We start from the raw sequence: 22,956 nt of genomic DNA, 5'->3' as shown, positions 1-22,956 counted from the left end.
TTCAACTCCCGTTCGCCCGCGACCGGCAAGAGTTGACGGCGCGTTGGGAGCGGACGGGTGTGAGGGGGTGGCATGGACGCGCATCATCCTCATGAACCCGCGGCCCGAGGGGCGGGCCGCGGCCTCATGGAGGTGTGGGATGCACCGCAGAAGACTCGTGACCGGTCTTGCCGCCTCGGCCCTCTCCGTCCTCACCGTCGTCGCCACCACCACGGCCGCCGACGCCGCTCCCGCCGACAAACCGCAGGTGCTCGCGAGCTGGACCCAGACCAGCGCGTCGAGTCAGAACCTGTGGGCCGCCGCCCGCGCCAACCAGTCCGCCTGGTCCGCCTACGGGTTCGACTGGTCGACCGACTACTGCTCCTCCTCCCCGGACAACCCGCTCGGCTTCCCCTTCAGCGCCTCCTGCGCGCGACACGACTTCGGCTACCGCAACTACAAGGCGGCGGGCACCTTCACGGCCGACAAGGCCCGGCTCGACAGCGCCTTCTACGAGGACCTCAAGCGCGTCTGCGCCCGCTACACCGGCGGCACGAAGACCACCTGCGACGGAACGGCGTGGACGTACTACCAGGCCGTCAAGGCGTTCGGCTGACGCACCCCGGCCGGGCACGGGCCGTCACCGCCAGGGTGACGGCCGCGCTCGCGACCCCCAGCACGGCCCCGGCGGCCACATCGCCCGGATAGTGCACGCCGGTGTGGACCCGCGCGTAGCCGATCGCGCCCGCCAGGGCGGCCAGCGGGACGGCGGCGGGCGGCAGTACCGTGCCGACGGCGGTGGCGAAGGCGACCGCGGACGCGGTGTGGCCGGACGGGAACGCCGCCGACGCCGGCATCGGCACCCGCCGGTCCACCGTGACCCGGGCGGCCTCCCGGTCGGGCCGCGGCCGGCGCACCAGGCGCTTGCCGAGCAGGTTGGCCGAGACCGAGGCCAGGGCGAGGGAGCCGGCGCCGAGGGCCGCGGCCCGGCGCCGCCGTTCCCCGCCCAGGGCGAGCGCGGCGGCGATGGCGAGCGAGATCTTGGAGTGGTCGGCGGCGCGGGACAGCCGCCGCAGCGTCCGGTCGAGCGTGGGTGTCGGCGTGGCGGCCACCGCGGCGTACAGGGCTCCGTCCACGGCCCGCAGATCGCTCAGTACCGCGGCGGTCGGCTCGCTCATGTGCTCCTTCTCCCCAGGACGTCCGGACACCAGCCTGCCCTCGCGAGGGCCCGGACGGCGCCTCGGCCGGGCCCGTACGGGTCAGGCCCGAGTTACGGGAAGGTACCCCGGGGGGGTATTGTGGAACCGAAGTGGCGCACGCGTACCGAGCCCTGAGCCGAGGAGACGACCGACCATGAACACGGGACTGCGGATCACCGCCTTCGCGGCCGGCCTGGCCGCGACCTTCGGCACGGCCTACAGCGTGGGCGCCGCCCTCGATCCGGCCGCCGAGGACCCCGCGCCCGCCGCCCACGACGGGCACGGCGACCCGGCGCGGACGCCGCGGGCCGGTGACGGGCACGCCGGGAGCGTTCCGGCCGGCGGGCTGCAGATCGCCGAGGACGGCTACACGCTGGACCTCGACACGCCCCGCGTCACCGCCGGGCGGCGCGCCGAGCTGAGCTTCACCGTCCGCGACGACCACGGGCGGGCCGTCACCGCGTACCGGCGTGAACACGGCAAAGAACTCCACCTCGTCCTGGCCTCACGCGACCTGGGCACCTACCGCCACCTGCACCCGGAGCGGGCCGCCGACGGCACCTGGAGCACGCCCGTCGACCTGCCCCGGGCGGGCGGATACCGGGTCTTCGCCGACTTCACCCCGGCGGAGCCCGGCGCCGGCAACCTCACCCTCGGGGCCGACCTCGCGGCGGCCGGCTCCTACGCGCCGCGCGACCTGCCGGCCCCGGCCGCCACCGCCCGCGTCGACGGCTACGAGGTACGGCTGACCGGCGCCCCGCGTCCGGGTCAGGCGAGCGAACTGCGGCTGACGGTCACCCGCGACGGCAGGCCCGTCACCGACCTCCAGCCCTACCTCGGCGCCTACGGCCACCTGGTCGCCCTGCGCTCCGGCGACCTCGCCCACCTGCACGTCCACCCGAACGGCGAACCCGGCGACGGCACCACGGAGCCCGGCCCCGCCGTCTCCTTCACGGCCACCGCGCCCAGCGCCGGCGACTACCGGCTCTTCCTCGACTTCCGGCACGAGGGGAAGGTCCGCACGGCGGCCTTCACGGTCCGGGCGGGTACGGCGCCGGAGGCGGCCACGCCGTCGCCGTCGGCCATCCCCACGGACGGCCGCACCGACGAGCCCGGCGCCTCCCACGGCCACTGAGGCACCCGCCGGGGAGAGCGGCCGGCGGCTCACACCGCGACGACCGTGATCCCCGCCTCTTCGAACCGCCGCACGGTGTCCGCGTCCACCGCCGCGTCCGTGACCAGGGTGTCCACGGTCTCGGCCGCGCAGATCCGGGCGAACGCCCGCCGGCCGAGCTTGGTGGAGTCGGCGGCCACCACCACGCGTCCGGCGCGCTCGCACAGCAGCCGGTTGATCGCGGCCTCCGCCTCGTCGTGAGCGGCGGCCCCGTGCGTCACGTCGAACGCCACGACACCCAGCACCGCCACGTCCATCGTGACCTGGCCGAGCACTCCGTCCGCGAGCGGCCCGATCAGTTCGTAGGACTGCGCCCGCGCCACCCCGCCGGTCACCACGATCTTGAACTGCGGCCGGACGGCCAGCTCGTTGGCGATGTTCAGCGCGTTGGTGACGACGGTGAGCGCGGGCGTGCCCGAGGCGAGATCGGGGCGCACGGCCAGCGCGCGCGCCACCTCCGTGGTGGTCGTGCCGCCGGTCAGCCCCACCGCCTCGCCCGGCGCCACCAGGGCGGCGACGGCCTGCCCGATGCGCTCCTTCTCGGAGGCCCGCCGCGCCGTCTTGTACCGCAGCGGCAACTCGTACGACACCCCGTGCACGACCGCGCCGCCGCGCGTGCGCACCAGCATCTGCTGCTCGGCGAGCTGGTCGAAGTCGCGGCGGATCGTCGCGGCCGACACCGCCAGCTCGGCCGCCGCCTCCTCGACATCCAGCCGGCCGCGTTCGACGAGCAGCTCCAGCAGCGTCTTCCAGCGGGCGTCGCGCGACATGCGCACCCTCCGTTCCTCGGTCCCTGGCCGACCCTAACGCAGATGCTCTTCCGTCAAATGCTTGATTGTGCTTGAAAGGTCGCTATACCTTGCAAGAACAATCAATCCAGGGGAGGGTGTGGCCATGACCTACGTCGAGGACGAGCTGAACAGCCAGCCGGAGTGCTGGACCCGCGCCGCGGCGGAGGCGGCACGGCACGGCGGCGCGCTGCCGGCGGCGGGGGAGCGGGTCGCGATCGTCGGCTGCGGAACCTCGTACTTCATGGCCCAGGCCGCCGCGGCGCTGCGCGAGGAGACGGGCCGGGGCGAGACGGACGCCTTCGCCGCCTCAGAGTTCCCGTACGGCCGCTCCTATGACCGGGTCGTCGCCCTCACCCGCTCCGGCACCACCACCGAGGTGCTGGAACTGCTCGGCCGGCTGCGCGGCCGTACCCGCACCACCGCGATCACCGCCGACCCCGGCACCCCCGTGATGACGGCCGCCGACGACCCGGTCGTCCTGGACTTCGCGGACGAACGCTCGGTGGTGCAGACCCGGTTCGCCACCACCGCGCTGACCCTGCTCCGCGCCCACCTCGGCCTGCCCGTCGAGGACTCCGTCGCCGACGCCCGCACGGCCCTCGCCACGGACCTGCCCGACGGGCTCGTCGACCGCACCCAGTTCACCTTCCTGGGCCGCGGCTGGACCGTCGGACTGGCCAACGAGGCCGCGCTGAAGATGCGCGAGGCGTCCCTGTCCTGGACCGAGGCCTACCCGGCGATGGAGTACCGGCACGGCCCGATCAGCGTCACCACCTCCACCACGGCCACCTGGATGCTCGGCGAGGCCCCCGAGGGACTGGCCGGACAGGTCGCGGCCACCGGCGGGACGTGGGTGGCGGGCACCCTCGACCCGCTCGCCGAACTGGTCCGCGCCCAGCGGCTCGCGGTCGCCGTGGCCGCCGCCCGGGGCCTGGACCCGGACCGGCCGCGCCACCTCACCCGCTCGGTGATCCTCGCCCCCTGACGGGCCTCGGGAAAAGGACAGATCCGTGCCCCTCGCCACCACCGGCGACCTGGTCGCCCGCGCCGCGGCGGCGCGTACCGCCGTCGCCGCCGTCAACGTCATCACCCTGGAACACGTCGAGGCCGTCGTCGCCGGCGCCGAGTCCGTGGCCGCGCCCGTGATCCTCCAGGTCAGCGAGAACGCCGTGAAGTTCCGGCACGGCCGGCTCGAACCCCTGGCCCGCGCCGCCGTCGCCGCCGCCGAACGGGCCGCCGTGCCCGTCGCCCTCCACCTCGACCACGTCAAGAGCGACGCCCTGCTGCGGCAGGCGCCGGACGCCGGCTTCAGCTCCGTCATGTACGACGCCTCCCGGCTGCCGTACGCCGAGAACCTGGACGCGACCCGCGCCGCCGCCGACTGGGCGCACTCCCAGGGGCTGTGGATCGAGGCGGAGCTGGGGGAGGTGGGCGGCAAGAACGGCGAGCCGCCGCTGGACGCCCACGCGCCCGGCGCCCGCACCGACCCCGCCGAGGCCCGCGCCTTCGTCGCCGACTCACGGGTGGACGCCCTGGCCGTCGCCGTCGGCAGCTCGCACGCCATGACGACCCGCACCGCCGCCCTCGACCACGGCCTCCTCAAGGAACTGTCGGCCGCGCTGGACGTCCCCCTCGTCCTGCACGGCTCCTCCGGCGTCCCGGACGGCGAACTCGCCGCGGCGGTCACGGGCGGCATCGCCAAGGTCAACGTCGGCACCGCGCTGAACATCGCCCTGACCGGGGCGGTCCGGGCGCACCTCGCCGCACACCCCGAGGCGGTCGATCCGCGCGGCTACCTCGCGATGGGCCGGGACGCCATGGGCCGCACGGTCGCCGACCTGGTCCGGGTGGTGGGCCGGGTCACTTCCTGACGGCCCGCAGCACCACGAACTTCGGGTCACTGGCGACCAGTTCGCTGTTGCCGAACAGGCGGCGCAGCTTGACGTGGTAGCCGAGGTGCCGGTTGCCGACCACCCACAGCTCGCCGCCCGGCCGCAGCGCGCGCCGGGCACCGCTGAACATGCGCCACGCGGTGGCGTCGGTGGTGGCCTGGTGGGAGTGGAACGGCGGGTTGTCGAGCACCAGGTCGACACTGCCGTCCGGCACCCCGGCCAGCGCGTCACCGACCCGGAACTCGGCGTTCCCCCGCGCCCCGCTCGCCCGGTACGTCGCCTCCGCCGAGGCCACGGCCTGGAAGGACTCGTCGGTGAACAGCACGTCGGCGCCGGGGTCGGCGAGCGCCACCGCCGTACCGACGACGCCGTTGCCGCAGCCGAGGTCGACCACCTTCCGGGCCCTGGCGTCCGGCAGGTGCCTCAGGAAGAACCGGGTGCCGATGTCCAGCCGGTCGGCGCAGAAGACGCCCGCGTGGTTGACGACGGTCCGGCCCGAGACGGGACCGATGCCGTCGGGGAGCCGGTAGCTGAGCGGCCAGGGGTTGGCGGGCCGCTCCAGCGCCGGGTCCGGCGTGCAGAAGATGAGCCGGGCCTTCTTCTTCGCCAGGGAGGTCCGGGTCGGGCCGAGAACCCGCTCGAACACCTCCAGGGTCGAGGTGTGGATCTCCTTCACCATCCCGGTGCCGATGACGACCGTGCCCTCGTGCACCGACGGCGCCAGCCGCAGCAACTGGTCCTCCAGCAGCGCCAGGCTCTTGGGCACCCGCACCAGCAGGACGTCGATCCGCTCCGGCGGCGGGTCCTGCGTGGTCAGCAGCCGCACCGCGCCCGGCTCCACGCCGCCTCGGGCGAGGTTGAGCCGGGTCGCCTCCCGGCCGAGGTACGAGTCGGTGATCTGCACCGGCCGGTGCGCCGCCAGCGCCGTCACCAGCGCGCCCCAGCGGTCGCCCAGGACCACGACCGTCCCGGACAGCGGCACCCGCTCCCGGGCCAGGTGCCCGAGCAGATACTCGTCGGAGGCGTCCCAGGCGCGCAGCCGGTCGCGCGGGTCCTCGGGGAACCGGGTCAGCACCGGCTCGCCCCACTCGGTCGTCATACGGTCATCACGGTCGTCCATCGTGCGTCCAGGCTAGCGGAGCCGCAGCTCAGGGCCGGTCGGCGGCGGGAGGGCGCAGGATGGAGCACATGGACGCCGAACTGTTCGCCCGAGGCCGTACCGAGATCGCGCCCGGAGCCGTCCACCTGCCGGACTGGCTGGACGCCGGGCTCCAGCGCGAGCTGCTCGACGCCTGCCGCCGGTGGGCCCGCCCGCCGGCGGGGCTGCGCACCGTCCGCACCCCCGGCGGCGGCACGATGACCGCCCGGCAGGTCTGCCTGGGATGGCACTGGGGTCCGGTACGCGCCTGTCCGGGCTGCGGCCGGGCCGTGCGGCACAACCCGGACTGCCCCGGCCCGCACGCGTACCCGTACGCCTACTCCCGCACCGTCGCCGACGGCGACGGCGCCCCGGTCAAGCCCTTCCCCTCCCGGCTCGGCGACCTGGCCCGCCGCGCGGTGTCCGACGCGCTGGGCGCGGGGGCGGTGCCCGCGGCGCCGTACGACATCGCGCTCGTCAACTTCTACGACGCCGACGCCCGGATGGGGATGCACCGCGACGAGGACGAGCTGTCGGACGCGCCGGTGGTCTCGCTCAGCCTCGGCGACACCTGTGTCTTCCGCTTCGGCAACACCGAGACCCGCACCCGCCCCTACCGCGACATCGACCTGCGCGGCGGCGACCTGTTCGTCTTCGGCGGCCCGGCCCGGTTCGCCCACCACGGGGTCCCCCGGGTACGCCCCGGCACGGCCCCGCCGGAGCTGGGGCTCGTCGGGCGGCTGAACATCACCCTGCGGGTGAGCGGGCTCTAGAAGGCTTCTCCCGCGGGGGGCTTTCCCCGGTACAGATCATGGGAGACTCGCCTCCATGAGCGGCAAGGCGGACCCCCGGAGAACGGCGGACGGTACCACCTCCAGGACGCGGCTGGACCGGGGGCGCGGGGCGCTCGGTCCCGCGTTGGAGCTCGTGCACACCGGACGCGCGCCCACCCGTGCCGTCCTCACCGCCGAACTCGGCGTGACCCGGGCGACGGCCGGCGCGGTCGCCGCCGAACTGGAGGCGCTCGGCCTGATCCGGGTCGACGCCCGGCCCGGCGCCCCCGCCGGCTCCCAGGGCCGGCCCTCGCACCGCCTCGCCGTTGCCGAGGACGGCCCCGTCGCCCTCGCCGCCCAGATCCACGCCGACGGCTACCGGGCCGCGCTGGTCGGGCTCGGCGGCCGGATCGTCGCCACCACTCCCGGCTGCGAGATCGCCGACGCCGACCCGGCCAAGGTCCTCGGCTCCGTCGTGGAGGCCGGCGCCGACCTGCTGGAGCGCACCGGACGGCGCTGTGTCGGCGCCGGACTCGCCGTACCGTCGGCGGTGGCCGAACCGGAGGGTCTCGCGCTCAACCCGATGCACCTGGCCTGGCCGGCGGGCGCCCCCGTCCGGCAGATCTTCGCCGAGCGGCTGCGCGCCGCCGGCCTCGGCGGGCCCGCGTTCACCGCCAACGACGTCAACCTCGCCGCCCTCGCCGAACACCGGCACGGCGCCGGGCGCGGATCGCGCGACCTGCTCTGCGTGGCCACCGGCCACCGGGGCGTCGGCGGCGCCCTGGTCCTCGACGGCCGCCTGCACTCGGGCAGTTCCGGCCTCGCGCTGGAGGTCGGCCACCTCACCGTCAACCCCGAGGGCCGCCCCTGCCACTGCGGCAGCCGCGGCTGCCTGGACGTGGAGACCGACCCGCTGGCCTTCCTCACCGCGGCGGGACGCGAACCCGGCCCGGAGCAGTCGCTGCTCCAGCAGTCCATCGACCTGGTCCGCGACCACTACACCGACCCGGCCGTGCGCACCGCCGCCGAGACCCTCCTCGACCGCCTCGGCCAGGGTCTGGCCGGCCTGGTGAACATCCTCAACCCGGACCGCATCATCCTCGGCGGCCTCCACCGCGACCTGCTGCGCGCCGACCCGGACCGGCTGCGCGCGGTCGTCGCCGGCCGCAGCCTGTGGGGACAGAGCGGCGGCGTCCCCGTCCTGCCCTGCGCGCTGGACCACAACAGCCTGGTGGGCGCCGCCGAACTGGCCTGGCAGCCGGTCCTCGACGACCCGCTGACGGTACTGGGCTGACCGCCGGACCGGGCTCGCCGGCTCCTGACCGGTCCGGCCGGCCTCCTGGCCGGGCCGCTCAGCGCCGGTCCGCGGCGCGCGCCGGGCCGGACCGCCGGTGAGTGTCCGCCGTACCAGTTCCTCACCCACGGCGAGCGCGGGCCGCGGCGCCACCCGCCGCGGCGGGTACGGCATTCCCGGCCCGCCCCGGACGGGGTGCGGCGGCACCCCCGGCCCCTCGCACAGCAGGTCGAGTACGTCCAGCGGCGGGTGGTGCTCGGGCACCTCGGCCGCTCCCCGGTCCGGTGGCGCACCGGGAGGCCGCCGCGTCCGGGCTGCTTCCCGGCGTTCGACGGGCCGTCGCGGGCCCGCCACGCGCCACCGGCCGGCGGATGCCGACGCCGTGCGGGCGCGCGCCGTCGCGGGCCACGGGGACCAGGTGCTGCGCGTGGTGCGCCTCGGCCGCCGCCGTCATGCCCCGCCCCGGACGTCCCGACACCGTCGGTCGGTTCACCGGTGCAGACCTCCACCGGCCGCCCCCACCGCAGCGGGCCCGTCCGGCCGACCGGACGGACCCGGCGCGGCGTGGCACCGGCACCGCCCCCCGCGGTGAGCGGTTACCGCCCGGTCAGCCGGCGACGGCCGACCGGGCCGGAGCGGCGCGTGCCACCTGGGCGAACGGCTCGGCGGACACCTCCTCGACCAGGCGCCGTGGCGGGCGGCCGGACAGGGCCGGCAGCGACGGTGGCGTGGTGAGGGCGAACCAGACGACCTTGCCGGACTCGCCGTCCGGCCGGGCGCCCCAGCTCTCGCTCATCGCGGCCACCATGGCGAGGCCGCGCCCGCGGGTCGCGAGCGGCTCGGCCTCGTCCACCACGGGCAGCCGCGGATCGCGGTCCCGTACCGACACCGTGAGCCGGTCGGGCAGCAGCTCGATCTCCACGGTGCACGTCTTGTCGGGCCGGGCATGCTGGTGGACGTTGGTCAACAGCTCCGTCACGCCGAGCGCGGCCCGGTCGATGAGGGAGTCGAGATGCCAGTAGCGCAATTGCGCAGATACGATTCTGCGGACCTGGCCGATCCGCGACGGCAGGGCTTGGAGCTCCACCGTGCAGTGCCTGCTTGGGTGACTGATCACGGCTGCGACTCCCCGACATAGAGGTCCGGAAGAACACTGAGGACGGATCCAGCAGGCGCCTGCGTCACGCGACCGCCTGCTGTCGTGGCCGGCGGGCTGGTTCGCAGCGTTATCGCCGGTAAACCCAGAGTGACGTGAGACCAGCGTGGCGCAAGGGGTGGGGCAGTGCAACTTACGGACATCTCACCCGCTGTGTCCCGCCGCCCGGCGCACGGCCTCGATGAACCGGCGTGCCGCCGCCGGCCCCGACTCGCCCGGCACCGGGTCCGACTCGCCGAGGGTCAGCAGGTACCGCTTGCCGTCCAGCTCCGCGAGGGCACGGTCCCCCGGGGCGAACCAGGGCCTGGAGGCCCGCACCGACCGCACCGGCGCACTGTCGATCTCGCTGCCGTAACTGGTCAGCAGCTCCAGCCGGCCGTCGCTGATCCGCACCTGCCCGGCCCGCGTGAGCGAGCGGAGCCACTTGTCTATCCGCACCCCCGTCGCCGTGAACTCCGGCTCCGCCATGCCGCCGCCCCCTCGTGCGCGTCGGTGGCCGGACCGTGCTCCGGGCGGGCCGGTGCCGGCTCGTACAGTGATCCAGTGTGCCCCCGGGCGGGGCTCGGGTCCCACCCGGAGCAGTGTGCCCGCCCCCGGCGTGGAGCACCAGTGCGCGCGGCACCCTTCCCGGCACGGCCCGGAGCACTGACGCGAATGCGCCCCCCACCCCGCCCCGCATCCCGCTCCAGACGTTCCTTTGGGTCTCCCCAAGGGCCCTTTATGCAGGTGAGAGACGTGCGGGAAACATGCTTATGATCGGCGCAGGCGGCCCGGCCGGGCGCCGTCGGCGCCAGCGCGAGGAGCCGTGCCATGAGCACTCACCAGCCCACCGGGACCGGTGCGACCCTGGACGTCGACCGCGGCGACACGGCGTACCGCGCGTGGCTGAAAGAGGCCGTCCGCAAGGTCCAGGCCGACGCCAACCGCTCGGCCGACACCCATCTGCTGCGGTTCCCGCTGCCCGAGTCCTGGGGCATCGACCTCTACCTCAAGGACGAGTCGACCCACCCGACCGGCAGCCTCAAACACCGGCTCGCCCGCTCCCTGTTCCTCTACGGCCTGTGCAACGGCTGGATCCGGCCGGGCCGCCCGGTGATCGAGGCGTCCAGCGGTTCGACGGCCGTCTCCGAGGCGTACTTCGCGAAGCTGATCGGCGTCCCCTTCGTCGCCGTCATGCCGCGCACGACCAGCGCCGAGAAGATCCGCCTCATCGAATTCCACGGCGGGCAGTGCCACTTCGTGGACGACTCGCGGAAGATGTACGAGGAGTCGGCCCGCCTCGCGGCAGAGACCGACGGGCACTACATGGACCAGTTCACCTACGCCGAGCGGGCCACCGACTGGCGCGGCAACAACAACATCGCCGAGTCGATCTTCCGCCAGCTGCGTCTGGAGCGGTTCCCGGAACCGGCCTGGATCGTCGCCACGGCCGGCACCGGCGGCACCTCCGCGACCCTCGCCCGCTACGTCCACTACATGCAGTACGACACCCGCATCTGCGTCGCCGACCCGGAGAACTCCTGCTTCTTCGACGGCTGGACCACCGGCGACCCGGACGTCACCTGCGACTGCGGCTCCCGGATCGAGGGCATCGGCCGGCCCCGCATGGAGCCGAGCTTCGTGCCGGGCGCGATCGACCGGATGATGAAGGTGCCCGACGCGGCGAGCGTCGCCGCCGTCCGCGCCCTGGAGCGGGTCATCGGCCGCAAGGCGGGCGGCTCCACCGGTACCGGCCTGTGGAGCGCGCTGAAGATCGTCGCCGAGATGGTGGCCGCGGGCCGCCGGGGCAGCGTGGTGACGCTGCTGTGCGACCCGGGGGACCGGTACCTCGACAAGTACTACTCCGACGCCTGGCTGGCCGGACAGGGCCTGAGCATCGAGCCGTACACCGCGGCGATCGAGTCCCTGCTGCACACCGGCGTCTGGCCCGACTGACGGCCGGGCGCCGGCCGAGTGACGTCCCCGCGCGCCCTGGCGCCGCCCCGCACGCGCCTACGCGCGCGCCAAGCGCCGGTCCAGTGCGCCGACCGCCCCCTCGAACGCCCGCCCCAGACCGGGCCGCGCGCCGCGCAGCACCAGCCGGAAGAGCGCCGCCCCGTCCGCGGCGAGAGTCCACCGCACCCGCGTCCCGCCGCTGCCGGCCGGAGCCAGCCGCCACTCCTCGGCCGGCGCCCGCGTCCCTGGCGCGTTGGTGGCGTCCACCCGGTACGCGTACCGCTCGGGCCGGTCGGAGGCGAGGACGGTCTCCTGGAAGCGTGTGCCGCCCCGCAGCCGGATCTCCCGGCCGCCCCCGTCCGGCGTCGGCCGGGCGGGCGTCACCTGCGGGAACCACGCCGCCCAGCCCGCCACGTCCTCGGCCAGCGCGGTGAACACCGTCTGCGGCGCGGCGGTGACCGCCCCGGAGAAGACCAGCCGTACGGGAGCCGTCGTGAGGAAGTCCGGCCCCACCGGGCGCAGTCGGTGCGTCATACGGCCCCCGGAAGCTGCCGTGGACGAACGTGGACGAACGTGGACGAACCACGGGCGAACGGAGGCGTCACCCTACCCGGCGCCCCGCCGGATGCCAGCGGCGTCCGTCAGCCGTCCTGCTTCGGCTCGCCCGCCACGGACCCCGCCACGACCACCCGCACATGCTCCGCGACCTCCGCGCGCGCCTCCTCGGGCAGCCCGGCGTCCGTCACCAGCGTGTCCACCCGCGCCAGCTCCGCGAACGAACTCAGGCCCACCACACCCCACTTGGTGTGATCGGCGACCACGACGACACGCCGCGCCGACTGCACGAGGCGCCGGTTGGTCTCGGCCTCCGCGAGATTGGGTGTGGACAGCCCGGCCTCCACCGATATGCCGTGCACACCCAGGAAGAGCACGTCGAAGTGGAGCGCCGCGATCGCCTGGTCGGCCACCGGGCCCACCAGCGAGTCGGACGGCGTGCGCACCCCGCCGGTCAGCACCACCGTCGCCGCCGCCTGCCGCGCCCCCGAGGTGCGCTGCGCCGCGTGGAAGACGTCCGCCACCCGCACCGAGTTGGTCACCACCGTCAGGTCCGGCACGTCCACCAGCCGGTGCGCCAGCGCGTACGTCGTCGTACCGCCCGACAGCGCGATCGCCGCTCCCGGCGCGACCAGTTCCGCCGCGGCCCGCGCGATCTCCTCCTTGGCGGTCGGCTCCAGACCCGACTTGGCCTCGAAGCCGGGCTCGTGCGTGCTCGCCTCGACCACCGGAACCGCACCGCCGTGCACCTTCTCCAGCACACCCTGCCGGGCCAGCGCGTCCAGATCGCGGCGGACCGTCATGTCCGACACGCCGAGCCGGCGGGTCAGCTCGTTGACCCGGACGCCGCCCCGGCGCCGTACCTCGTCGAGGATCAGGGCCCGCCGCTGCTCCGCGAGGAGGTTCTGATTCTCGCTCACGTACGCTCCGGTCCTTTCGACGCCACCAGTCCGACCCGCCCGGCGCGCCCGCTCCGACGAGGACGTCCGCACGCCCTGGTGCGCCGACGCACCATCCTCGCACGCCCCGTCACGGAGCGCGCCACCGCCCGCCCGTCGCGCACATGTCACTCAGGCATCACCGGAACGCCGCCAGTCACACGCTTGGGGGAGATTCCGTGGTAAGGGGTGTACGCGGCCCGCTCAGCGGAGATCCTGGGCCCGCACGGACACAGCCGGCGGCGCGTCACGGGGGAAGTGCGACACAGTGGAACAGGCGCAGGAACGGTCCGCACACCAGGGCACGGCGGACGGCGGACAGGGCACCGGCACCGCCCTGGAACTCCTGGTGCACGGCGTGGGCGGCACCACCCCGCAGGAGATGCTCGACGACCCGCGCACGGTACGGGTCACCGGCGATGACGTCGCGGCCGTCTTCCGCCGCGCCGAGGACGCCGACGCCGAGGCGCGCCCCGAGGACTACCGGGAGAGACCGGTGCCCGAGGCGTACGTCTGGTGCAACCTCACCTCCGGCGACGGCACCCGCGCCCTGTGGCTGCTGCTCCTGCCCTTCATGGTGGCCAACCTCGCCCACTGGATGCGCCCCGCCGCGACCGGACACACCCGCACGGTGCGCCTGTACGGCCTGCTGGTGCGGCTCGCCGGACTGACCCTGACGGTGCTGCTGGTCGCCGCCGCCGCGGAGGTCGCCCTGGACCTGGCGGCCTGGCAGTGCGCCGGCACCGAGGCGTGTGCCGCGCGCCACTCCTGGCTGGGCTTCCTCTCCCCGGCCGGCCCCGACGTCGGCTGGTGGAGCGCACCCGGCCGCCGGCTCGCCCTGGCCGCCCTGGTGCCCGCCGCGCTCACCGGCCTGCTCTGGTACCTGTCCCTGCGCACCTGGCGCGCCTACGAGTCCCAGCAGCCGATGGAGCGCGATCCGGAAGCCGGGACGCAGACCGGGGACAACGCCCTGGGCCGGCCCGGGTTCTGGTACGGGCGCCGGCTGGTGGCCCGGCTGCGCGCCGCGCACACCGCCGCCGGGCTGCTGACCGTCGCCGCCGCCCTCGCCGTACCCGCGGCCCGCTTCGACCGCCGGACCGGCGGACCGGCGCTCCTGGACACCGCCGGGTGGCTCCTTGCGACCGCCCTGGTCGTCATGGCCGCCGTCGTGGTGGGCGTGGTCTGCCGCCGGGGCCGCGGCGAACGGCTCCTCGACCGGGGGCTCGACGAACACCTCGTACGGCGGCTGCCGCTCGCCGCGCTCGCCCTGCTGCTGCTCGCCGCGGTGTACGCCGGGTGGCAGCGGCCGGGGTGGGCGTCCGCCGGGCGGCTGCCGGGCGACACGGTCTTCGGCGGCCTCGCCCTGGCACAGGGGCTGCTGGTCGTCGCCCTCGCCGTCGCCGCCCACGTGCTGCACCGGGCCGCGCCCGATCCGCGCGCCGCGATGCGGGGCCTGGGCGGACCCGCCGTCGCGATGCTGGCCTGCGCCCTCGGTGGCGTCATGTCCGGCGGCGTCGCCCAGCGGGTGTCGGACTGGCTGGACGGCACCGGCACCTCGCTCGCCGGTCCCCCGGTCCTGCTGACCTGGCAGGCGTCGGTGATCCCGCCGCTGCTCGTCGTGATCCTCGCGCTGTGCGCCCTGCTCGCCCGGCGCACCTGGTCCCGGGCCCGCGCCGAACGCGCCGCCGTGACCGGCGACCACGCGGCCGAGGCCGGGGACCCGGCCCGTACCCGCCGGATCGCCGCCGCCCGCGCGATGGCCGGCCTCACCGACCTGGCACCGCTCCTGGTCGCCGTCGTCTCCACCGCGACCTTCCTGCTCGGCATGGGCGCCCTGGCCGGCGCCCTGACCACCGGACGGACCCCGGCGAAGGCCGCGGAAGGGACGTACGCCGTCGTGCACGGCGCCGCCCAGACCGCGCAGGCCGTGGGCTCCTGGCTGATCGGCCTCGGCTTCATACTGTTCGTCACCTGGGGCCGCCGCGCCTACAAGGACGCCTCCGCGCGGCGCACCATCGGCATCCTGTGGGACGTCGGCACCTTCTGGCCGCGCGCCGCCCACCCCTTCGCCCCGCCCTGCTACGCCGAGCGCGCCGTGCCCGACCTGACCTGGCGCATGGCCACCTGGACCCGGGCCACCGGCGGCCGGCTGGTGCTGTCCGGGCACTCCCAGGGCAGCGTGCTCGCCGCCGCCGCGGCCTGGCAACTGGAGCCGTCCGCCCGCGGCCGGGTCGCCCTGCTCACCTACGGCTCCCCGCTCGAGCGGCTCTACGGCCGCTGGTTCCCCGCCCACTTCGGACCGGCCGCGCTCGCCTCCCTGCACCAGGAGATCGACTGCTGGCGCAACCTGTACCGGGACACCGACCCGATCGGCGGCCCGGTCCGGCTGCCCGGCGACTGCGGACCGGAGGTCGACCGCGAGGCCCTGAAGGACCCGCTCTCCTACGGCCGCACCGCCGAGCATCCGCTGCCCGCCCCGATCCTCGGGCACGGGGACTACCAGGCCGACCCGGCGTTCGCCGAGGAACGCCGGCGGCTGCTGGCCCGGCTGCGCCCCCAGGTGCCCGCACCCCGGCCCGAGGAGGAGGGGACGCGGGCGGTGCCGGGCGCCGACGGCGGGCCTCAGGACTGCTCGGGCAGGTCCTCGGCGTAGAGCAGGGTCAGGTCGTCCGTGCTGGGGTCCGCGACCTGCGCGACCCGGCTCGCGTGCCGCTCCACCATCGCCTCGAAGGTCTGGCGCGCGGTACGGCCGTTGCCGAACGCGGGCCCCTTGGGCAGCGCCGCGAAGTACTTCAGCAGTCCCTCGTCGGCGCCCGGCGCCAGCCGGTACTCGTGCTCGTCGGCCTGCTGCTGCACGATCCGCAGCAGCTCCTCGGGCCCGTAGTCGCCGAAGGTGATGGTCCGCGAGAAACGGGACGCCACACCGGGGTTGACGGACAGGAACCGCTCCATCTCCGCCGTGTAGCCCGCGACGATCACCACGACGGCGTCGCGGTGGTCCTCCATCAACTTCACGAGCGTGTCGATGGCCTCCTTGCCGAAGTCACGGCCCGCGTCCTCGGGGGAGAGCGCGTACGCCTCGTCGATGAACAGCACGCCGCCGTGCGCCTTCTGGAACGCCTCCTGGGTGCGGATCGCCGTGGAGCCGATGTGCTCGCCGACCAGGTCCACCCGGGACACCTCGACCAGGTGGCCCTTGTCCAGGACGCCGAGGGAGGCCAGGATCTCGCCGTACAGCCGGGCCACCGTCGTCTTGCCGGTGCCGGGGGAGCCGGTGAAGACCAGGTGCCGCTTGACCGACGCCGCCTTCAGGCCCGCCTGCTGCCGGCGCCGGCCCACCTCGATCATGTCGATCAGGGCGCGCACCTCGCGCTTGACGCTCTCCAGCCCCACCAGCGCGTCCAGTTCACCGAGGACCTCCTGCGAGTCCCGGGCCGGCCGTTCGGGCAGGACGGCCGTGACGAGGGGCTCCTGCTCGGTGCTGCGCTGCCCGGGGATCGAGCCCAGCAGCCCGGGGGAGCGGGTCACCGTCTGCACGGCGGGCTCCCGTGTCTCGGGCGGCGTCCGCAGGCTCGTGCTCTCGTCGCTGGTGCAGTCCTCGACCACGGGCCCCGCGTCGCCCGCGTCCGGCCCGGCGTCCGCGAACTCGTACCCGCCGCGCGCGCACCGCTCGGTGCGGCACTTGCGCAGCGTGGTGCGGCAGCCGTCGATCACATGGAAGCCGTAGCCGCCGCTGTTTGTCACCCGGCAGTCGAGGAAACTGCCGCGGCCGCCGGCCGACACATAGGCGCCGGCCTCGCCGGGGGAGTCGATGGTGCAGCGCTCGATGGTCGGATCGGCGCCCTTGGTGACGATCACTCCGGTGCGGGTGGAGTCGACGGAGCAGTTGTTCAGCGTGCCGCCGCTGCCGTGGTCGCGGAACCAGGCGCCGGTCGCCGCCTCCCGGATGCGGCAGTCGTCGAGCTGGGCGGTGGCGCCGTCGCTCACCGACACCGCGGTGTTGCGCACCTGCGACAGGTCGCTGTCGACGACGTCGGCGCGCGAGCCCCGGTCGAGGACGAACAGCGCGTCCGGCACGTCGTGCACCCGGCAGGAGTCGAGCACGGCGGTGGCGCCGTCGCTGACCCAGACGGCCGGGTAGTCGCCCGTGCTGTCGAAGATCTCGCACTGGTTGGCGTCCACGCGGGTGCCGGGGTCCCACACCGACAGGCCGTTGCGGCCGAACTGCCGCACGGTGGTGCGGGTCAGGGTGAGGACGGAACGGGAGCGCAGGTCCACCGCGTTCTCGGGGATGTCGTGGATGCGGCAGTCGGCGAGGGTGAGCACCGCGTCGGTGTCGAGCGTGATGCCGTCGGCGGTGGTGCGGTGCACGTCGCAGTCGGTGAGGTGCGCGGTGGCCCGGCCGGTGACCTGGACGCCGCTGCCCCGCACCTCGTAGATCTCGCACCCCACGGCCTCCAGCGAGGAGTGCTCGCCCGTCGCCGTCAGGCCCGAGCCCGCGGCGTGGTGGACGCGGCAGCGGTCCAGCCGGGGGCGGGCGCCGGAGCGCACCGCGACGCCCTCCTGGCCGGCCGCGACGACCTCGCACTCCTCGAACACCCCGCCCCCGCCGTCGACCACGGCGATGCCGATGCCCGCCGGGTTGTCGACGGAGCACCGCCGCACCGTCGGCCGCGCGCCGCCGCGCACCTCTATCCCGGCGGCGGACCGGGTGACGACGCGGACGTCGAGCAGTTCCGGGGTGCCCTCTTCGATCAGTACGGCGGGTGCCGCCGAGTCCTGTCCCTCGACGTGCAGGTCCTGCACCACGGCCGAGGCGCGCACGGTGAGCGGCACCCCGTCCACGGGCGCGATCCGCACCGATCCGTGGGAGCCGTCGGGACCGCGCAGGGTCACCGCCCGCCGCACCACGAGGTTCTCCCGGTAGGTGCCGGGGGCGATGGTGAGCACGTCACCGTCGGCCGCGGCCTCCAGGGCGGCGGCGAGTGATGCGTACTCGCCCGTGCGGCGCCGCCACCGCGACGTGCCGGTGTGCGTCACCTGGACCGTGCCCTGTGCCATGGCGTTGCTGTGCCCCCACCTCGTTGGTTCGATGGCTCGTTCACCGCCGGGGCGTGCCCCGGTGGTCTCTCACGCGCGGGTCGATGCCGAAACGGGTTCGGCCGGTCCACCGTAGCGTGCGCCGGAGGGGTGGGCCGACCGGAGGCGGAAGCCGGTCAACTGCCGGTGCCCGTCCTGCCCCAGTCCGGACCGGCCTGCTCCCATGCCTGGTCCAGGCGGGCGTACCGGCGGCGGACCATGCGCCGGACGACCAGCCGCCGTGCCCCTTCGGCCAGGGCGGCGGCCGCGAGGGCGGCGCCGGTCCCGGCGAGGACGGCGTGGGTCGCGGCGGTGGCGGCGTCGAGCGGGCGGGCCACCGTCCGGCCGTGCTCGTCCGTCCATATCGGGAAGCGGTCGCCGGGGTGCGGGCTGTCGACGACCGCCAGGACGGGGCCGTGCCGGGCGGAGCCGTCCGGTGCCGTCCACTCGGCGAGGACCCGGCTGCGCGGGGGAGCCGCGGCGGCGGCCTCCGGGTCGACGTCCAGCGGTGAGGGGTCCAGCTCGCGGACGACGGTGGCCGCCACCCGGTGGCGGGTCTCCCGCTGGTCGTGGACCGAGCGCCGCAGGGTGTCGGCGGCGGCCGTGCCCACCAGCACGCCCACCACGGGTGCGAGGCACACGATCAGCACCAGGGTGGCCAGCGCCACCCAGGCCTCGGCCAGGTCGGTCGCGCGGCGCAGCGGATTGTGCCGCCAGCGCCACAGTCCCCCGATCGCTCGCACGGTCCGCATCCCCTTCCCGCTCCGTGACAACCCCGGACCGAGCCGTTCATGAGCGCGGCCGTCGAAGAGAGAGCGAGATCACCCCCCGGCGGGTCCCGCCGGGCGCCCCGGCGGACCTCTCATGAACTTCTCATCCGGGTCAACGCGCAGGCCCCGCCCCCGGGTTCCCGCCGGCAGGCCAGTGCTCCGCCGGGTCAGCCGTCGACGGTGACGGGGTCGCCGACGCGGACCGTGCCGCGGTTCAACGGCACCAGGTTCTGTCCGAACAGCAGCTTGCCGCCGTGCCGGCGGTGGCGCCCCAGGGTGTGCAGGGGCTCCCGGCCGCGGACGGCGGTGTCCTGGTCGGTGGTGGTCACCACACAGCGTCCGCTCGGCTTGGCGACCCGGAAGGAGACCTCGCCGATCGTCACGCGCGACCACGTGTCCTCCGCCCACGCCTCGGTGCCGGACACCACCACGTTGGGCCGGAAACGGTCCATGGGCAGCGGGCCCTCCGCGGCGTGATCGCCCCGTGCGATCAGCGAGTTGAGGGCGTCCAGGGAGGCCGTGGCCGTCAGCAGCAGCGGGTAGCCGTCGGCGAGGGACACGGTCTCGCCCGGCCGCGCGTACTCCGGGTCGACGGGCCGGCGGGTGGCGGGGTCGTCCAGGTACACCAGCCGCGTCCCCGCCCCCGCGCAGGCGGCGCACCACGCGTGCGCCGCCTCGTCGGCGGCCGGTGTCACACGGACCTTGTCACGGAAGACCTCCACCGTGACCGTCTCCCCAGAGTCCGGGACGGGTACCGACAGCGGGCGCGCGCCGGGCGCGGACAGCCGTACCCCGCCGCCGGGCAGCGGCTCGGCGGCGGCCAGCGCGAGGTGTGGCCGCTGGCGTTGCGTGACGACCTTTCCCCCGTCGTCGACCAGCATCCAGCGCCGGTCTCCGGCCAGCCCCCAGGGCTCCACCTCCGCCTCCCGGGGCGCGAAGCCCCGGAACGCCTTGACCGGATGTACGTGAATCGACCGCAGCCGCGCGTTCCCCATGGGGCCATCGTGCCAGGCGGCACCGACAGTCGGGCCGGCTCAGTAACCCCGGTACTGCTGGTTGTTGTACGGGTCCTGGTACGGGGCCGGTGCGGGCCGGGGCGCCGCGGGGCGCATCGCCTCGTACCCGGCCGGGGCGGGCGCCGCCGGGCGGGGCTGCTGGGGCTGCTGGGGCGCGGGGTAGCCGCGCGGCGCCGACATCTGCTGCGGGATGTAGGGGGCGGGGGCCTGCTGCAGCGGCGCGGGCTGGGCGGTCTGCTGCGGATAGCCGTAGGAGGGCTGGGAGGGCGCGGCCGGCAGCGCGGGGAGCGCCGACGGGAGGGCGGGCAGGTGGCTGCCCGGGGCGTCGTACGCGGCGGGGACCCGGATCGGGGCGATCTGCGGTGTGCCCCGTTCGGCCACGAGCGAGTCGTAGATCGGGGTGTCCGGGAAGGAGGCGGAGTAGTAGCCGCCGCCATAGGTGGAGCGGGGGGAGGTCATGGCACATAAGTTAAGCCCACGATGTGCTGGTTGGGGAGACCGATAAGAGGGTTGTTTTCCGTGTCCGCCGTGACCTCAGATCCCCAATGCGAGCGAACTCGACGAAAAAGGGCATGCCCGGAACGTGATCTTCTGATAAAGGCCGACTTGCGCGCGTGTTACCGGCCGGTTGCGGGCCCGGTTCCACGGTTCTGCCCGCCCGGGCCGGCGGCCGGACGGCGGCGGGAACGCGCCGCGCGCGGCAGAATGGACGGACCGCACGGAACGCGCCCAGGGGCGTTGTCGGCAAGAAATAAAGGAGGCCGGACATGCTCATGGCCAAAGGGGCGAACACCGCGGTGCCGACGGGGGCGCTGCGGGTGGAAATGGGCTGGCGTTCCGGACCGGGCGTGCCCGACGTGGACGCCTCGGCACTGCTCCTGGTGAACGGAAAAGTCCGTTCCGACGCGGACTTCGTCTTCTACAACCAGCCGGCGCACGCCTCCGGCGCCGTCCGGCACGAGGGCAAGCGGGACGCGGACGGCCGGGTGACCGACAGCTTGCTCGTCGACCTCGAGGGCCTGGAGCCCGCCATCGAGACGGTGGTCCTCGCCGCCTCCGCCGACGGCGGCTCCTTCGGCCAGGTACCCGGCCTCCGCATCGAGGTCCGCGAGGCGGCGGGGGACACGGTGGCGGCCCGCTTCGACAACCCGGGGGCGACGGTCGAAACGGCCTTCGTCCTGGGCGAGTTCTACCGCCGCCAGGGCGCCTGGAAGTTCCGCGCCGTCGGCCAGGGCTACCGCAGCGGGCTGGAGGGCCTGGCCACGGACTACGGCATCACGGTGGACGAGCCGGGGCGGACGGCCCCGCCCCCGCCCCCGGCCGCGTCGGCACCCCCGCCCCCGTCCCCGCCCCCGGCCGCGTCGGCACCCTCGCCGGTCCGCCTGACGAAGGTCACGCTCACCAAGGCCGCACCGTCCGTCTCCCTGGCCAAACAGGGCGGCACCTCCGGCACCCTGCACGTCAACCTCAACTGGGAGACACGCGGGGAGCCTTCCGGCTGGGCGCGCAAGCTGAGCCGGGCCCTCGCCCCGCAGAGCGGCCCCGACCTCGACCTGTGCGCCCTGTACGAACTCAGCGACGGCAGCAAGGGAGTCGTCCAGTCCCTCGGCAACGCCTTCGGCGCCCTGGACCGGCCCCCGTTCATCCACCTCGACGGCGACGACCGCACCGGCGCCGTGGCGAACGGCGAGAACCTCACCGTCAACCTCGACCGCCGGCGCGACTTCCGCCGCATCCTCGTCTTCGTCACCGTCTACGAGGGCGCGCGCTCCTTCGCCGGCCTGAACGCAACGGTCACCCTCCGGCCGCAGCACGGCGCCCCGGTCGACTTCTCGCTCGACGCGTGCACGGTCCCCTCGACGGTGTGCGCGCTCGCCCTGATCACCCGCGCCGGCGACGACCTCGTCGTCCAGCGCGAGGCCCGCTACCTGGTCCCCGAGCGCGGCGTCAGCCCCCAGCGGACCGTCGACCGGGCCTACGGCTGGGGCATGGACTGGACGCCCGGCCGCAAGTGAGCGGAGTTCTTCCCCCGGGTGCGGTCAGCTCTCCTCCGGCACGGCGTCCGGACGGGCGTAGGTGCGGCCCTTCCAGGCCGCGCCCCGCCCCCGGTGGTGCCGCACCGCCGAGTCCACCGTCATCAGCAGGTACAGGCCCGCGGTGAACGGCAGCAGCGGCGCGAGCCACGGCGGCTGCCGGTAGTAGCGCAGCATCGGCAGGTACGTCCCCGCCATCACCAGCCACGCCAGACCGCCGAGGACGGCGCAGGCCGCGCTCCCGCCGGCCGCGCCCGCGATCAGCGCGACGGGCGGGACGAGGTACACCAGCGCCAGACCGGCGACCGTGCCGAGCAGCACCAGCGGGTTGTGCCGCAACTGGGCGTACGCGCTGCGCGCCACCATCCGCCACAGATCGCCGAGCCGCGGATAGGGCCGCACGCTGTCCACCCGGTCGGCCAGCCCCAGCCAGATGTGCCCGCCGGCGCCCTTGACGGCCCGGGCGAGGGCCACGTCGTCGATCACGGCCTGCCGGACGGCCTCCGGGATCCGGGCCCGCTCGGCGGCCTCCGTCCGCAGCAGCACACAGCCGCCCGCCGCCGCGGCCGTCCGCGAGCCGCGCCGGCCGATCCGGCGGAACGGGTACAGCTGCGCGAAGAAGTACACGAAGGCCGGTACGACGAGCCGCTCCCAGACGCTCGCCACCCGCAGCCGCGCCATCAGCGACACGGCGTCGAAGCCACCGGTACGGGCCGCCGCCACCAGCTCCCGCAGGCTGTCCGGGGCGTGGGCGATGTCCGCGTCCGTCAGCAGCAGGTACTCCGGTCCACGCGCGCGTGCCAGCTCGATCCCGTGCCGCACCGCCCAGAGCTTGCCGGTCCAGCCCGGGGGCGGCTCGCCGGGGGAGGCGACGGTGAGCGGCAGCCCGCCCACGCCCAGGGCCAGCTCGCGCGCCAGGGCACCGGTGCCGTCCGTGCTGCCGTCGTCGATCAGGAAGATCTCCGCCCGTCCCGGATAGTCCTGGGCGAGCAGCGACGGCAGGCTGCGGGGCAGCACCGCTGCCTCGTCCCGGGCGGGCACGACGACGCACACGGACGGCCAGCGGCCGGGGCCGGGGGCCCGGAAGCGGGGCGGCAGCCTGACGTCGGTGCGCCAGAAGAAGCCCTGGCAGAGCAGCAGCCACAGCCAGGCGGCGAGTGAGACGGCGGAGATCCAGGCAACGGCGTTCACGTGCGCAGTCTTACCCACCGCGCCGGGCCGCCGCGGCACATCG

General features: G+C 75.0%; 21 protein-coding genes. 9 read left to right on the top strand and 12 right to left on the bottom strand.

Annotated elements, in window-relative coordinates; genetic code table 11:
- The first annotated feature begins 139 nt into the window (after positions 1-139).
- Complete coding sequence (locus tag ACZ3IG_RS35795; RefSeq protein ID WP_467437402.1) at positions 140-595, top strand: phospholipase; 456 nt, start codon at positions 140-142, stop codon at positions 593-595.
- Here ACZ3IG_RS35795 and ACZ3IG_RS35790 read toward each other — a convergent pair.
- Positions 579-1,157, bottom strand: a complete 579-nt coding sequence (locus ACZ3IG_RS35790; protein WP_467437401.1) for a phosphatase PAP2 family protein — start codon at positions 1,155-1,157, stop codon at positions 579-581. The two genes, ACZ3IG_RS35795 and ACZ3IG_RS35790, sit on opposite strands and share 17 nt — an antisense overlap.
- 175 nt (positions 1,158-1,332) lie before the next feature.
- Here ACZ3IG_RS35790 and ACZ3IG_RS35785 point away from each other — a divergent pair, with 175 nt between their 5' ends.
- Positions 1,333-2,313: a hypothetical protein gene (locus tag ACZ3IG_RS35785; protein ID WP_467437399.1), complete on the top strand. Its 981-nt coding sequence runs from the start codon at positions 1,333-1,335 to the stop codon at positions 2,311-2,313.
- A 29-nt stretch (positions 2,314-2,342) separates the two neighbouring features.
- Here ACZ3IG_RS35785 and ACZ3IG_RS35780 read toward each other — a convergent pair whose 3' ends face one another.
- Positions 2,343-3,122: a DeoR/GlpR family DNA-binding transcription regulator gene (locus tag ACZ3IG_RS35780; protein ID WP_467437398.1), complete on the bottom strand. Its 780-nt coding sequence runs from the start codon at positions 3,120-3,122 to the stop codon at positions 2,343-2,345.
- A 124-nt stretch (positions 3,123-3,246) separates the two neighbouring features.
- Between ACZ3IG_RS35780 and ACZ3IG_RS35775 the strand changes: the two genes are divergently transcribed.
- Positions 3,247-4,128 (top strand): SIS domain-containing protein, encoded by an 882-nt coding sequence (locus ACZ3IG_RS35775; protein ID WP_467437397.1) that lies wholly within the window; start codon positions 3,247-3,249, stop codon positions 4,126-4,128.
- Positions 4,129-4,153: 25 nt separating this feature from the next.
- Positions 4,154-5,014: a class II fructose-bisphosphate aldolase gene (locus ACZ3IG_RS35770; protein WP_467437395.1), complete on the top strand. Its 861-nt coding sequence runs from the start codon at positions 4,154-4,156 to the stop codon at positions 5,012-5,014.
- Here the strand turns inward: ACZ3IG_RS35770 and ACZ3IG_RS35765 are convergent.
- Positions 5,004-6,134 carry a methyltransferase gene (locus tag ACZ3IG_RS35765; RefSeq protein ID WP_467437417.1) on the bottom strand — a complete coding sequence of 377 codons (1,131 nt, stop codon included), beginning with the start codon at positions 6,132-6,134 and terminating at the stop codon, positions 5,004-5,006. The two genes, ACZ3IG_RS35770 and ACZ3IG_RS35765, sit on opposite strands and share 11 nt — an antisense overlap.
- Before the next feature lie 89 nt (positions 6,135-6,223).
- On the opposite strand from ACZ3IG_RS35765, the gene ACZ3IG_RS35760 reads away from it, so the two are divergent.
- Positions 6,224-6,946, top strand: coding sequence for an alpha-ketoglutarate-dependent dioxygenase AlkB family protein (locus ACZ3IG_RS35760; protein ID WP_467437415.1), 723 nt, complete (start codon positions 6,224-6,226; stop codon positions 6,944-6,946).
- 55 nt (positions 6,947-7,001) lie between these two features.
- A complete protein-coding gene (locus ACZ3IG_RS35755) occupies positions 7,002-8,240 on the top strand; it encodes an ROK family protein (protein WP_467437394.1) in 1,239 nt (412 codons plus the stop codon).
- Between the two features lie 607 nt (positions 8,241-8,847).
- On the opposite strand, the gene ACZ3IG_RS35750 is transcribed toward ACZ3IG_RS35755, so the two are convergent.
- Together ACZ3IG_RS35750 and ACZ3IG_RS35745 are read right to left on the bottom strand one after the other, a co-directional pair.
- Entirely contained in the window at positions 8,848-9,357 is a 510-nt protein-coding gene (locus ACZ3IG_RS35750) for an ATP-binding protein (protein WP_467437393.1), read from the bottom strand.
- A gap of 183 nt (positions 9,358-9,540) precedes the next feature.
- On the bottom strand, positions 9,541-9,864 hold the full coding sequence (locus tag ACZ3IG_RS35745; protein WP_403545739.1) for a hypothetical protein: 324 nt from the start codon (positions 9,862-9,864) through the stop codon (positions 9,541-9,543).
- 342 nt (positions 9,865-10,206) lie between these two features.
- Here ACZ3IG_RS35745 and cds1 point away from each other — a divergent pair, with 342 nt between their 5' ends.
- A complete protein-coding gene (gene cds1, locus ACZ3IG_RS35740; protein WP_467437391.1) occupies positions 10,207-11,331 on the top strand; it encodes an L-cysteine desulfhydrase Cds1 in 1,125 nt (374 codons plus the stop codon).
- A 57-nt stretch (positions 11,332-11,388) separates the two neighbouring features.
- Here cds1 and ACZ3IG_RS35735 read toward each other — a convergent pair whose 3' ends face one another.
- Both ACZ3IG_RS35735 and ACZ3IG_RS35730 read right to left on the bottom strand, forming a co-directional pair.
- Positions 11,389-11,865: an SRPBCC family protein gene (locus tag ACZ3IG_RS35735; RefSeq protein ID WP_467437390.1), complete on the bottom strand. Its 477-nt coding sequence runs from the start codon at positions 11,863-11,865 to the stop codon at positions 11,389-11,391.
- A gap of 107 nt (positions 11,866-11,972) precedes the next feature.
- Positions 11,973-12,806, bottom strand: a complete 834-nt coding sequence (locus tag ACZ3IG_RS35730; RefSeq protein WP_467437388.1) for a DeoR/GlpR family DNA-binding transcription regulator — start codon at positions 12,804-12,806, stop codon at positions 11,973-11,975.
- Positions 12,807-13,092: 286 nt separating this feature from the next.
- On the opposite strand from ACZ3IG_RS35730, the gene ACZ3IG_RS35725 reads away from it, so the two are divergent.
- The gene (locus ACZ3IG_RS35725) at positions 13,093-15,477 is read left to right on the top strand and encodes a hypothetical protein (protein WP_467437387.1); all 2,385 of its coding nucleotides are present in this window, start codon (positions 13,093-13,095) and stop codon (positions 15,475-15,477) included.
- Here the strand turns inward: ACZ3IG_RS35725 and ACZ3IG_RS35720 are convergent.
- From ACZ3IG_RS35720 to ACZ3IG_RS35705, 4 genes are all read right to left on the bottom strand, one after another.
- Entirely contained in the window at positions 15,447-17,885 is a 2,439-nt protein-coding gene (locus ACZ3IG_RS35720) for a right-handed parallel beta-helix repeat-containing protein (RefSeq protein ID WP_467437385.1), read from the bottom strand. The two genes, ACZ3IG_RS35725 and ACZ3IG_RS35720, sit on opposite strands and share 31 nt — an antisense overlap.
- 155 nt (positions 17,886-18,040) lie before the next feature.
- Complete coding sequence (locus ACZ3IG_RS35715; RefSeq protein WP_467437384.1) at positions 18,041-18,655, bottom strand: Rv1733c family protein; 615 nt, start codon at positions 18,653-18,655, stop codon at positions 18,041-18,043.
- 185 nt (positions 18,656-18,840) lie between these two features.
- Positions 18,841-19,668, bottom strand: coding sequence for an MOSC domain-containing protein (locus ACZ3IG_RS35710; protein ID WP_467437382.1), 828 nt, complete (start codon positions 19,666-19,668; stop codon positions 18,841-18,843).
- A 39-nt stretch (positions 19,669-19,707) separates the two neighbouring features.
- Positions 19,708-20,148, bottom strand: coding sequence for a DUF6643 family protein (locus tag ACZ3IG_RS35705; protein WP_467437381.1), 441 nt, complete (start codon positions 20,146-20,148; stop codon positions 19,708-19,710).
- A 314-nt stretch (positions 20,149-20,462) separates the two neighbouring features.
- Between ACZ3IG_RS35705 and ACZ3IG_RS35700 the strand changes: the two genes are divergently transcribed.
- Positions 20,463-21,704 (top strand): TerD family protein, encoded by a 1,242-nt coding sequence (locus ACZ3IG_RS35700; protein WP_467437414.1) that lies wholly within the window; start codon positions 20,463-20,465, stop codon positions 21,702-21,704.
- 24 nt (positions 21,705-21,728) lie between these two features.
- On the opposite strand, the gene ACZ3IG_RS35695 is transcribed toward ACZ3IG_RS35700, so the two are convergent.
- Positions 21,729-22,931 (bottom strand): glycosyltransferase, encoded by a 1,203-nt coding sequence (locus ACZ3IG_RS35695; RefSeq protein WP_467437380.1) that lies wholly within the window; start codon positions 22,929-22,931, stop codon positions 21,729-21,731.
- Positions 22,932-22,956: the final 25 nt, after the last annotated feature.

The organism is Streptomyces sp. NPDC016677, from assembly GCF_055562815.1.
The sequence above is the reverse complement of the archived record's forward strand: the minus strand, read 5'-3'. Positions and strand labels throughout refer to the sequence as shown.